The 11,277-nt window shown below is 68.0% G+C and carries 10 protein-coding genes and 1 pseudogene; 6 read left to right on the forward strand and 5 right to left on the reverse strand.

All coding sequences use genetic code 11. The features are described from left to right. Window positions 1–245: 245 nt before the first annotated feature. From IM632_RS08340 to IM632_RS08355, 4 genes are all read right to left on the reverse strand, one after another. Window positions 246–2,486, reverse strand: a complete 2,241-nt coding sequence (locus tag IM632_RS08340) for an arylsulfatase (RefSeq protein ID WP_296552215.1) — start codon at window positions 2,484–2,486, stop codon at window positions 246–248. Between the two features lie 98 nt (window positions 2,487–2,584). Next, the gene (locus IM632_RS08345) at window positions 2,585–3,967 is read right to left on the reverse strand and encodes a M20/M25/M40 family metallo-hydrolase (RefSeq protein ID WP_296497809.1); all 1,383 of its coding nucleotides are present in this window, start codon (window positions 3,965–3,967) and stop codon (window positions 2,585–2,587) included. Between the two features lie 57 nt (window positions 3,968–4,024). Further along, the gene (locus IM632_RS08350) at window positions 4,025–4,678 is read right to left on the reverse strand and encodes a uracil-DNA glycosylase (protein WP_296482222.1); all 654 of its coding nucleotides are present in this window, start codon (window positions 4,676–4,678) and stop codon (window positions 4,025–4,027) included. Window positions 4,679–4,680: 2 nt separating this feature from the next. Then, window positions 4,681–5,271, reverse strand: a complete 591-nt coding sequence (locus tag IM632_RS08355; RefSeq protein WP_296482219.1) for an NYN domain-containing protein — start codon at window positions 5,269–5,271, stop codon at window positions 4,681–4,683. On the opposite strand from IM632_RS08355, the gene folK reads away from it, so the two are divergent. The 4 genes from folK (at window position 5,271) to IM632_RS08375 (ending at window position 9,282) form a co-directional block, all read left to right on the forward strand. After that, window positions 5,271–5,807, forward strand: coding sequence for a 2-amino-4-hydroxy-6-hydroxymethyldihydropteridine diphosphokinase (gene folK, locus IM632_RS08360; RefSeq protein ID WP_296482216.1), 537 nt, complete (start codon window positions 5,271–5,273; stop codon window positions 5,805–5,807). The two genes, IM632_RS08355 and folK, sit on opposite strands and share 1 nt — an antisense overlap. Then, complete coding sequence (locus tag IM632_RS08365) at window positions 5,804–6,544, forward strand: HAD hydrolase-like protein (RefSeq protein ID WP_296521325.1); 741 nt, start codon at window positions 5,804–5,806, stop codon at window positions 6,542–6,544. Before folK ends, IM632_RS08365 begins: the two co-directional genes overlap by 4 nt. Before the next feature lie 84 nt (window positions 6,545–6,628). Continuing rightward, complete coding sequence (rpoZ, locus tag IM632_RS08370) at window positions 6,629–6,988, forward strand: DNA-directed RNA polymerase subunit omega (protein WP_293515937.1); 360 nt, start codon at window positions 6,629–6,631, stop codon at window positions 6,986–6,988. A 119-nt stretch (window positions 6,989–7,107) separates the two neighbouring features. After that, complete coding sequence (locus tag IM632_RS08375; RefSeq protein WP_296482210.1) at window positions 7,108–9,282, forward strand: bifunctional (p)ppGpp synthetase/guanosine-3',5'-bis(diphosphate) 3'-pyrophosphohydrolase; 2,175 nt, start codon at window positions 7,108–7,110, stop codon at window positions 9,280–9,282. Window positions 9,283–9,291: 9 nt separating this feature from the next. Here IM632_RS08375 and IM632_RS08380 read toward each other — a convergent pair whose 3' ends face one another. Beyond that, window positions 9,292–10,119 (reverse strand): TauD/TfdA family dioxygenase, encoded by an 828-nt coding sequence (locus IM632_RS08380; RefSeq protein ID WP_296482207.1) that lies wholly within the window; start codon window positions 10,117–10,119, stop codon window positions 9,292–9,294. A 101-nt stretch (window positions 10,120–10,220) separates the two neighbouring features. On the opposite strand from IM632_RS08380, the gene IM632_RS08385 reads away from it, so the two are divergent. Beyond that, window positions 10,221–11,117: an EamA family transporter gene (locus IM632_RS08385; protein WP_296482205.1), complete on the forward strand. Its 897-nt coding sequence runs from the start codon at window positions 10,221–10,223 to the stop codon at window positions 11,115–11,117. A gap of 23 nt (window positions 11,118–11,140) precedes the next feature. Next, a pseudogene (locus tag IM632_RS08390) lies at window positions 11,141–11,277 on the forward strand (orotate phosphoribosyltransferase); the annotation flags it as partial.

Raw genomic sequence — 11,277 nt, forward strand, 5'->3', positions numbered from 1 at the left:
CCGGGCCGGGCCCTCGACCCTGCCCACGGCGACGATGCGGTCGCCCTGGATCCCGATGTCCGCGACGGCGGGAGTCGCGCCCGTCCCGTCTACGACCGTTCCGCCCCGGATGATCAGGTCCAGCATGTCCATGTCTTCCCAAATGAGCGCCGGCCTTTGGCCAGCTTTCCAGTTGACATGAGTGTAGGGCCGAAACCCGATGGGTTTCCAGTCCCGACCCGACGTCAGCCCGGAGGCTGACCCGACTACTGCCGGCGGAGCGCCGCTTCGAGGCTGGCCTGCGGATCGGTCTGCTGGTCATCCCCGAGCTCCACCTCGATCCGGTTGAGGACGCCGGTGAAGGGGAAGGGCGCCACGAAGTCTGACACCGCGGGTTTGGGCGCCCGGCCGATCTCCATGCCGATGAAGGAGGCCTGGGCCCGGTAGGTCTGCGGCAGCACCGCCGAGCCGCAGGGCTCATCGTCGATCCGCAGCTCGCCCTCGGCGGTGTACTCGCCGGTCTTGCGCACCACCCAGCTGAGGGTGTGGCGGCCTGGCGGCACGGGCCGGTCCGATCGCGCCACATAGTGCCGGTTGACGAAGTTGTAGTCGTGGATGAGCCGTCCGTCCTTCAGATAGAGGGCGTAGCCGCCGCACCAGTCGCCCTGGGCGATCAGAACGCCCTCGGCGCCGCCCTCCGGGATCTCGACATGGGCGTCGATCCGGTAGGACCGGTTGCGGATGTCGGGGGCCGCCGCCTGCGGGATGCGCCCGCCGCCGGTCTGGAGCACCCAGCGCCGGCGGGACGCCACGCTGTGCGGGTTGGAGCTGACGAAGCGGTTCAGGGTGTCGTCCAGGGGCAGGACGTTGCAGGCCCCGGCCTCGGAGAACCAGCGCGCGATCATGGCCTGGAGTCGCGCTGGCTCCTGCCCGGCCAGGTCGTGCATTTCGTTGAAGTCCTGGTCCAGGTGGTACAGCTCCCACTGGTCGGCGTCGAAGGCGGTCCCGGGCTTGTGCCAGGTCACCGCCTTCCAGCCCTCATGCCAGATGCCCCGGTGCCCCAGCATCTCGAAATACTGGGTGCGCTTTTGCGTCGGCTGGTCCGGATCGCCGAAGGAATAGGCGATGCTAGTGCCTTCGATGGGCTGCTGGATGACGCCGTTGATCTCAGCTGGCGGCGCGACGCCGATTGCCTCGAGCACGGTGGGGGCGATGTCGCACACATGGTGGAACTGGTGTCGCACGCCCCCGCCCTGCGGGATTCCGGCCGGCCAGTGCACGATGAGCGGGTCGCGCACCCCCCCGCCGTGGGTGTTCTGCTTGTAGCGCTTGAGCGGGGTGTTGCCGGCCATCGCCCAGCCCAGGGGGTAGTTGTTGTTCAGGTGGGCCTCGCCGATGGCCTCGATGTGCTCCAGGTTCTCGGCCAGGGTGTCGCGGACGCCGTTGAAATAGCGCAGGGCGTTGACCGTGCCGAAGGGCGAGCCCTCCTGGCTGGCGCCATTGTCCGAGATCAGGGTGATCAGGGTGTTCTCCAGGCAGCCCTGCTCGCGCAGCCAGTCGACCAGCCGGCCCACCTGCAGGTCGGCGTGTTCGAGCATGCCGGCGAAGGCGGCCTGCAGCCGCACCGCCAGCCGCCGTTCGTCGTCGCTCAGGGCGTCCCAGGCCTTCACCCCCGGATTGCGCTCGGGCAGCACGGCGTCGGCGGGAACCAGGCCCAGGGCCTTCTGGCGGGCGAGGCGGTCGGCGCGGGTGGCGTCCCAGCCCTTGGCGAAGACCGACTCATAGCGGTCGATGAAGGCCTTCGGCGCGTGGTGCGGGGCATGCTGGGCGCCCAGGCACATGTAGAGGAAGAAGGGCTTCTCGGGCGTGATGGCGCGCTGGGCGCGGATGAAGCCGATCGACTGGTCGACGATGTCCTCCGAGAGGTGATAGCCCTCGTGGTCGGGCGCCTCGATGTGATGGTTGTCCAGCACCAGCTCGGGGTGCCACTGGCTGGTCTCGCCCTCGAGGAAGCCGTAGTACCGGTCGAAGCCGCGCTGCAGGGGCCACTGGTCGAAGGGACCGGCCTGCGAGGTCTCGAAGGTGGGTGTCAGGTGCCACTTGCCGGTCGCGAAGGTGTTGTACCCGGCCGGGCGCAGCATCTCGGCCAGGGTGCCGGCGCTGCGGGCGATGCGCCCCCGCATGCCCGGGAATCCCAGGTCCCAATCCGCTAGCCCGCCCATGCCCACGGAGTGATGGTTTCGACCCGTCAGGAGTGAGGCGCGGGTGGGCGAGCACAGAGCCGCAGTATGGAAGTTGGTGTAGCGAAGGCCATGGGCCGCCAGGGCGTCGATGTTCGGCGTGGCGATCTCGGAGCCATAGCAACCCAGATCGGCGAAACCGAGGTCATCGAAGACGATGCAGACCACATTGGGCGCGCCGGGCGGGGCCCTGGCCGGCTCAGGCCAGTGGGGACGGGACTCGCTGGCGGTCAGGCCCAGGTCGTTGCGGCCGGAAGGCGGACTCATGCGGTCTCCTTTGCTGGAGGACGGTTCGCGAAAGGGCTGTTCCGCAAGGCCGTCGCCTGGGGGGGAGGTTTGGACCGCAGGGTCCCTTCGACCAGAGACTAGCGGCCGAGGTCGCGGATCAGGGAGTCCCAGTGCGTGAGCGCTCCCGGGATGGCGGCGAGGGGCGCCCGCTCGTTCAGACCATGGGCATAGGTTTCGCCCGCTTTGGCGAACAGGCCGGAGACGCCGTAGCTGGGAACACCCGCCGCACGGTAATGCATGCTGTCGGTCGCGCCCGACGATTGGGCCGGAACGATTTCCAGGCCGGGGTGGACAGCGTGCACCGCCCGCGTCACGGCCTTGACGACATCCGGTCGCAGGGGTGAGGGCGGACTGTCGATGGATCCGTCGTCGTTTCGGGTGACGGACAGGCTCGGCTCGGCCAGGACCTCGACAAGGGTCTTGCGGACCGCTTCCGAAGACACGCCCGGGAAGATCCGGCAGTTGACGTTCGCTTCGGCCCTTTGCGGCAGGGCGTTGGTCGCGTGGCCGCCACTGACCATCGTGGCCACGCAGGTGGTCCGCAGATACGGCGCCCAGGTGGTGCTCGAGGACAGGCGTTCCGCAGCTTCGGCATCCGAGGGATCGGCGGCGAACCGGCGCAGGGCCTCGCCCACCGGGCCCTCCATCTTCCGACCGCTGGCCGCCAGCGAGGCGCGGGTGATCTCGTTCGACTGGACAGGGAAGCGATAGGCCTCCAGGCGCTCCAGCGCCCGGGCCAGACTGTAGATGGGATTGCCCGGGGTCGGACGGCTGGAATGGCCACCCGGATCGGTGGCCCTCAGAGTGAAATCCGCGTAGGTCTTTTCAGCGCCCTGGATGCCGTAGGACAGGGCCTTGCCAGCGGGATCGAGGTCGCCGCCGCCGGCGTCCGAGTTCAGGACCAGGTCCGCGTGCTTCAATCGCTGGGCGAGGATGGCGCTGCTGCGCATCTGGGTCTCTTCGTCCCCGGACAGGGCCAGTATGACGTCCCGGTTCGGTCGCCAGTTCTGGGCCCTCAGCCGGGCCAGGGTGGTCACGACCATGGAGATGTCGAACTTGTTGTCCGTCGCTCCGCGACCGAAAACATAGCCGTTCTCAACCACCGGGGTGAAGGGGTCGCGCGTCCAGTCCTCGGCGCGGGCCTCGACGACGTCTATGTGTCCGGAGATGACCAGGGGCTTTCGGGCGGGATCGCGCCCGGGCAGCCGGGCGATGAGGATGGCGGTCCCGGCCACGGGTTCCACGGCGATGTCCTCGGGGCGGTAGCCCGCTTCGACGAGGACGCTCTTGATCCAGCCGGCGTAGGCCAGCATGGGCTCCTGGCCGGCGCTGGCCGTGGTGCGGTGGCTGATGCTGGTCTTGAGAATCTCCAGCGCCCGGTCGCGGTCGGCCGGACCCGGGGGCGCCGCAGCGGCGGGAAGGGCGAGGAGGAGGACGGCGGCGAGGGCAAGGGCGCGCATGGGAGCATCCGGCGGATGTGGAGAACGACCCCTGAATAGAGCCCGAATCCGGACTTGTCAGCCGTCCAGGATGGCCCTGGCGCGGCGGAAGACATCCTCGAACATCGCAGGGGTCAACCGCCCGGTGTTCGTGTTCAGGCGCGAGCAGTGATAGCTGTTCAGCACCCGGTAGGCGCCGGCGGTGAACTCCGATCCATGGCCGGAGACCCCCGCAGCGGCCGGAAGTCCCAGCGCTCTGAGAAGGTTGCGCCGGGCGACATCACCGAGGGTGACTACGACCTCCAGGCGGGGCAGGGCGGCGAGCCGGGCCGCCAGGAAGGGTCGGCAGGCGGCCTCCTCCGACGTTTCCGGGCGGTTCCCGGGCGGGGCGCAGCGCACCGCGTTCGAGATCATGCAGTCGACGAGGGAGAGGCTGTCGTCGGGCCTGGCGTCGTATCTGCCCCTGGCGAAGCCGGTCTTCAGAAGGGTTTCGAAAAGCATCACCCCGGCGTGGTCACCGGTGAAGGGACGCCCCGTCCGGTTGGCCCCGGTTCGGCCGGGCGCGAGGCCCAGGACGAGGAGCCGGGCCTGGTCATCACCGAAGGAGGGCGCAGGGCCGTTCCACCAGTCCGGGTTCCGGGTCCGGTTCTCCCTCCGGTAGGCGACGAGGCGCGGACACAGGCCGCAGTCCCGGCCCGGCTCAGGACTCGCCGCCGGAGCGGTCGCCGGCAAGGTCAGGTGTCCTCGGCATCACGTTCGGCGCCCATCCGGCTTTCCTGCAGGAAGCGGGGCAGGCGGGACGGACGGCCAATGATGTCGGCGAGGTCAGCCAGGTCGATGAAGGAGTCCGCCTGCCGGCGGAGGTCGTCTGAGGCCATGGGCGGCTGCGACTTGACCGTGGAGACGACGGTCACCCGGGCGCCGCGACGCTGGACAGCCTCAAGCAGGACCCGGAAGTCGCCGTCGCCGGAAAACAACACCATATGGTCGGCATGCGCGCTCATCTCCATCATGTCGACGGCGATCTCGACATCCATGTCGCCGCGCCAGCGCTTGCGTCCCTGGGAGTCGGTGTATTCACGAGCAGGCTTGGTGACCAGGCGGAAGCCGTTGTAATCGAGCCAGTCCACGAGGGGCCGGATCGGAGAGTACTCCTGATCCTCGACCAGCGCGGTGTAGTAGTAGGCCCTGATGAGCACTCCACGCTTGCGGAACTCGTCGAGGAGCTTGCGATAGTCGATATCGAAGCCAAGTCCCTTGGCGGCGGAATAGAGGTTGGCCCCGTCAATGAAGAGCGCCAGCCGGTCGGTAGGGTAGAAGGTCATTGAGTCAGGATTTTCCGGAGTCCGGCGTCGGCGCGAGGCGGCCCGCACGGGCGGTTGTCGCGCTGGGGTCCAATCTTTCCGGCGACCATGCGTCGCCGGTGGATTTGCTCGAGGCCGCTCTCTCTTTCTTTTCGGAGGCAGGATTGCCGATCTTGCGCCGGTCGTGCTGGTGGACGTCCTCCGCCTGGCCCGACCCGTCCGCCAATGAGTATCGCAACGGGGTCGCCATTGTCGAGGCGACGATGGACCCCGGCGCCATGATTGGGCGGCTGCTAGAGATCGAGTCCCGGTTCGGCCGGCGTCGCTCCGCCCGGAACGCCGACCGGACTCTCGATCTCGACCTGATCGATCACGGAGGATGCATTCTGGACTCTCCCGAACTTACCCTGCCGCACCCCCGTGCCCACGACCGGCGTTTCGTCATGGGCCCCCTCGCCGAGATCGCGCCGGACTGGCGCCATCCGCGTCTGGGCCGCACCGCCGCCTCCCTCGCCGCGGAGGCCGTCGTCGGGCGTGACGCGAGGCCGACCCCATGACCCGTCTGTCCAGGGGACTGGCGCAGGGCGCTTCGATCGTGCAGGAGTCTCAACTTGAAGAGGGAGCGGGCGGCGCCTCATCGTCGCCCGGGGGGAACCGGTTGGCCTATCGGCTCGTCATCTTTGACTTCGATGGAACCCTGGCGGACAGCGCCGACTGGTTCATCAGCATGACAAACGAGGTCGCGCGCCGGTTCCGTTTCCGGCAGATCAGCGACGATGAAGTCGCCATGCTGCGGGGGCGGTCAAGCCGTGAGGTGGTGGCGTACATGCGTGTACCTGCCTGGAAAATGCCCTTCATCGCGAGGCATACCCGCCGTCTGGTATCGGAGAACACCTCGGAGATTCCGCTGTTCCCGGAATCCCCGGACCTTATCCGGCGGCTGCATGCAGCCGGGGTTGTCCTCGCCCTGGTCAGCTCCAACTCCGAAGCCAATGTCCGAAAGATCCTGGGACCGGACCTGGCGGCCTGTATCGACCACTTCGCCTGCGGCGCCTCGATGTTCGGGAAGTCCCCGAAATTCCGCAAGGTGATCCGTAAGGTCGGCGCCCGGCATGGCGAGGTCCTGTCGATCGGCGACGAGACCCGGGACATTGAGGCCGCCTCCCGCACCGGGATCGATTCCGGGGCGGTGACCTGGGGTTATGCGCGCCCGGAGATCCTGAAGGCGCACCGTCCGACCTTCCTGTTCAACACCATGGAAGAGATCACCCGAACGATTCTCGAGCGTCGCTGAAGCTGCCGCTACAGTTCATGCGGCGTTGCACAATCGGTGCCGAGGCTCTATGAGAAACGGTTCCGTTCGCCCGTCGAGGTAGCCATGGCCCGCGTCACCGTCGAAGATTGCATCCAGAGAGTTCCGAACCGTTTCAGCCTCGTGCTGTTGGCGGCCCATCGGGCGCGGGGCATTTCGTCGGGATCTCCCCTCCTGGTGGACCGCGACAACGACAAGAACCCCGTCGTCGCGCTTCGCGAGCTTGCTGAGGACGTGGTCGATCCCGAGGAGCTGAAGGAAGGTCTCATCAGCACCCTGCAGCGGGTGGACGAGCGCTCCGAGGCCGAGGAAGAGGCCGAGACTCTCGCCCTGCTGGCCGATCCGACCCACATGCAGATGAGCGAGCTCGAGCTGGTTCGCGCCCTGCAGAGCGACCGCGATGGCGGTCAGGAAGAGCGCTACTGAGCCCCGACGCGCCAGCGGAAGGATCGCCTGCGGCGCAGGCCCCGGTCTTCGAGACCCCGGCCCCCCAGGCGGGGGTCCTACTCGCCCCGTCATCCGCAGAGCCGGCGCCCCGCCGCGCCATGCTGCGGCAGTACGAACTGATCGAGAAGGTCCGCTCCTACGATCCCAGCGCCGACGAGGCCATCCTCAACCGCGCCTATGTCTACGCCATGCGCATGCACGGCTCCCAGAAGCGTGCCTCCGGCGATCCCTACTTCGCCCATCCGATCCAGGTGGCGGGGATCCTCACCGAATACCGCATGGACGCGGCGACCATCATCACCGCCCTCCTGCATGACACCGTCGAGGATACGGAAGCGACTTCCGCCGAGATCGGTCGCCTGTTCGGCGAGGAGATCGCCGAACTGGTCGAGGGTGTCACCAAGCTCACCAAGCTGGAGCTGAACAGCGAGCACACCCGGCAGGCCGAGAACCTTCGGAAGTTCATCCTCGCCATCTCGAAGGATGTGCGGGTCCTGTTGGTCAAGCTGGCCGACCGGCTGCACAACATGCGAACCCTCCAGCACATCAAGGCGCCGGCCAAGCGCGAGCGGATCGCGCGCGAGACCCTGGACATCTACGCCCCGCTCGCCCGGTCCATCGGCTGCCACCGGATCTGCTCGGAGCTGGAGGAACTCGCCTTCACCCACCTCAACCCCCTGGCCCGGGACGCCATCATCCGGAGATTGGCGGCGCTCAGGAACGAACAGGGCGGAGCGGTGGCCCTTGTTTCCCAGGAAATCGTCAGCCGGCTGGAGGCCGCCGGCATTCCCAGCCGGGTCTTCGGGCGGGAGAAGAACCCCTATTCGATCTGGCGGAAGCTTCAGCGCAAGTCGATCGGCTTTTCCCAGCTATCAGACATCTACGCCTTCCGGGTGATCGTCGACACCGAGGAAGACTGCTATCGCGCCCTGGGCGTCGCCCACCGGGCCTGGCCCTCCGTACCCGACCGCTTCAAGGACTACATCTCGACCCCCAAGCGGAACAACTACCGCTCCCTGCACACCACAGTCGTGGGCCCGCGGGGCATGCGCATCGAGATGCAGATCCGGACCGAATCCATGGACCGGATCGCCGAGGAGGGGGTGGCCGCCCACTGGCGCTACAAGGACGCCTCCTACGGCTTTGACGCCGAACATCAGGCCGAGCAGGGCGGGCGCGATCCCCTCGTGAACCTGAGGCATCTCGTTCAGGTGCTGGAGCATGGCGGGGACGTCGAGGAACTGGTGGAGCACGCCAAGCTCGAGATGTACCTCGACCAGACCTTCGTCTTCACGCCGAAGGGCCGGCTGGTCAGCCTGCCTCGGGGCGGCCTGCCCCTCGACTTCGCCTACGCCCTGCATACCGACATCGGCGACACCTGCATCGGGGTGAAGATCAACGGCGAACCCCGGCCCCTGCGTACGCCCCTCCAGAACGGGGACGTGGTGGAGGTGGTCCGCGGGCCCAAGCCCGTGGTTCCCGCCGACTGGCGTTCGCTGACGGTCACCGGTCGCGCCCGGTCGGCGATCCGGCGGCATATCCGCCAGACCGAGAAGGAAGAGTTCACGCGCCTGGGCCGCGCCGCCCTGGACCAGACCTTCAGCCGGGCCGGGAAGTCCCGGAGCGAGGTGTCGCTGACGCCCGCCCTGGAGCGTCTCGCGGTCGCCTCCGAGGACGACCTGTTCGAGCGCGTCGGTCGCGGGCGCGTGGCGCCGGCCGAGGTGCTGGACATCCTTTTCCCGCGCCTCGAAGCCTCCGCCCGGGAGGCGGCGGTGGCCGTCCGGCGGATCGAAGGCGGGGCCGGCGCCCGGCTCTATGTCCGCGGCAGCGGCCTGACTCCGGGGGTCAGCCTTCACTTCGGGCCCTGCTGCACCCCGGTCCCGGGTGATCGCATTGTGGGCATTCTCGAGGGCGACGGGCAGGGCCTGACGGTCCATACCATCGACTGCGCCGAGCTGGCGGCCTTTGAGGAGAAGGAGGACCTCTGGCGAGACCTGCAGTGGACGCCTGAGGCCGAGCGCGACACCCTGACCCAGTCGCGCCTGACCGCCACCATCCGCAACGCCCCAGGTGTGTTGGGACAAGCGTGCACGACCATCGGCGAGGCCGGCGGCAACATCGTCAACCTACGCATGCACCGCCGGATGACGGACTTCTTCGACGTCGACTTCGACATCGAGGTCAAGGACGCCCGCCACCTGACCAACATCGCCGCGGCCCTGCGGGCCAATCCGGCGATCGAGACTGTGGAACGCTCCAAGCGCGCCGGCTGACGCCGCGTCTCAGGTCGGGTCGACCGTGACCCGGCGCATATGCCGCCGCTGGCCGGAATAGTCGTTGAGGGCGAAATGCCAGACCTGCCGGTTGTCCCAGAAGGCCACCGAGCCCGGCCGCCAGTTGAAGCGGCAGGTATAGCCCTCGTAGCGGCAGAGCTCGAAGAGGAAGTCGAGAAGGGGGCGGGATTCCCGCTTCGTCCAACCCTCGAAGCGCATCGTGAAGGCGGGATTCACGTACAGCGCCTTCCGGCCGGACTCCGGGTGGACCAGGACGACAGGGTGGACGTACTCGCCGACGGCGCCCTCGGCCTCCGTGACGCTCATGGAGGCGCGCTTCTGGGCGGAGTGACCCTGGGGGGAGTACTCCCGGCCGGCCGAGTGTACCGCCCGGAGCCCCTCCAGCGTGGCCTTCATTCCGGGCGACAGGGCCTCGTAGGCGGCGACCTGGCTCGAAAACAGGGTGTCCCCGCCCCAATCCGGCAGCTCCACAGCGTACAGGATGGAGCCGATGGCGGGACGCTCCAGGAACGACATGTCCGAATGCCAGCCGCCTCCGAAGTTGGTTTTGTCGGCAGGCTCCTTGATGACCTCCATCACCTCCGGATGGCTTTCCATCCCCTTCACATAGGGGTGGATGTTCAGCGGCCCGAAGCACCGGCCAAAGGCGACCTGGCGTTCAGGCGTCAGGCGCTGGTCGCGAAAGAAGATGACCTGATGTTCGACCAGGGCGGCCCGGATTCCGGCGATCACCTCGTCGGGCAGGTCCTGCGAAAGGTCGACGCCGGAGATTTCGGCGCCCAGCGCCCCGGCGACCCTGCGGATGGTCAGGCTCATTTGGTCCTCCCTCAGACGGCCGCGCACCTTGCCCTCAAGCGCGAGGCTTGCAAAGCCGGAGGAAAGCCGCTTTCTCGGCCCCGGCGCGGGGAGGGCGCGACATGACCGCATTGCCCTGGCGCCACGCCCTCCTCGCCCTCGCCGTCGTGGCGGTCTGGGGGACAAACTTCGCCGTCATCAAGTCGGCCCTGGCGCACCTTCCCCCCTTCACCTTCGCCAGCCTGCGCTTCCTCTTCGCCTTCCTGCCGGCGGCCTTCTTCCTCAAGCGGCCGAATGTCCCCTGGCGCAACCTCGCCGCCTACGGCGTGCTGATCGGGGTCGGGCAGTTCGGCGTGCTGTACTTTGCCATGGACGGCCAGATTTCACCGGGCCTCGCTTCCCTGGTCGTTCAGAGTCAGGTCTTTTTCACGATCGGTCTGGCGATCTGGCTTCGAGGAGAGAGACTGAACCTGCGACAGGGGCTCGCCCTGGTCCTCGCGGCTGCGGGCCTGGCTCTGATCCTGGTCAATGTGGACGCCGTGACCACACCGACCGGGCTGGCGCTGGTGCTCTTCGCCGCCCTGAGCTGGGCCCTGGGGAACATGGTCCAGAGGGCGACGCCTGAGGCGCCCAGCCTGGCCTTCGTAGTCTGGGCCAGTCTGTTTTCGGTACCGCCCCTGCTGCTGCTCGCCCTGATCTTCGAGGGCGCGCCCGTCATGGTCGCTGCAGTCACCACCATGACTCCTGTGGTCTGGGCCGAACTTCTCTACCAGTCCTTCGGCAACACCCTGTTCGGCTATGCGGTCTGGGGCTGGCTCCTGGCCCGGCACCCCGCCGCCGTCGTCTCCCCCTGGGCCCTGCTTGTGCCTGTCTTTGGCCTCACGGCGTCGGCCCTGGCCCTGGGTGAACCCCTGCCGCCCTGGAAGCTCGCCGCCGCCGCCCTCGTCATCGGCGGACTGGCCCTGAACACCCTGCCAGGCCTACGGCTGCAGCGTGACAGGCCCGACGCCGTGGGCTAATCCGGGCCCCCAAGGAGCGCCCCATGAACACCGAACAGGTCCTCGACGAGTTCCGCGCCGCCGGCGCCCTGCGTGAAGGCCACTTCGTGCTCTCGAGCGGCCTGCATTCCGGCGTCTTCCTGCAGAAGAACCTGGTCTTCCAGCATCCTGACCGGACCGA

This window comes from Phenylobacterium sp. (assembly GCF_020402505.1).
Lineage (GTDB): Bacteria > Pseudomonadota > Alphaproteobacteria > Caulobacterales > Caulobacteraceae > Phenylobacterium.

Coding starts and splice junctions, on each gene's coding strand:
- IM632_RS08340 (WP_296552215.1), bottom strand. CDS start 2,486: ATGAGTCCGCCTTCCGGCCGCAACGACCTGGGCCTGACCGCCAGCGAG.
- IM632_RS08345 (WP_296497809.1), bottom strand. CDS start 3,967: ATGCGCGCCCTTGCCCTCGCCGCCGTCCTCCTCCTCGCCCTTCCCGCC.
- IM632_RS08355 (WP_296482219.1), bottom strand. CDS start 5,271: ATGACCTTCTACCCTACCGACCGGCTGGCGCTCTTCATTGACGGGGCC.
- IM632_RS08365 (WP_296521325.1), top strand. CDS start 5,804: ATGACCCGTCTGTCCAGGGGACTGGCGCAGGGCGCTTCGATCGTGCAG.
- rpoZ (WP_293515937.1), top strand. CDS start 6,629: ATGGCCCGCGTCACCGTCGAAGATTGCATCCAGAGAGTTCCGAACCGT.
- IM632_RS08375 (WP_296482210.1), top strand. CDS start 7,108: ATGCTGCGGCAGTACGAACTGATCGAGAAGGTCCGCTCCTACGATCCC.
- IM632_RS08380 (WP_296482207.1), bottom strand. CDS start 10,119: ATGAGCCTGACCATCCGCAGGGTCGCCGGGGCGCTGGGCGCCGAAATC.
- IM632_RS08385 (WP_296482205.1), top strand. CDS start 10,221: ATGACCGCATTGCCCTGGCGCCACGCCCTCCTCGCCCTCGCCGTCGTG.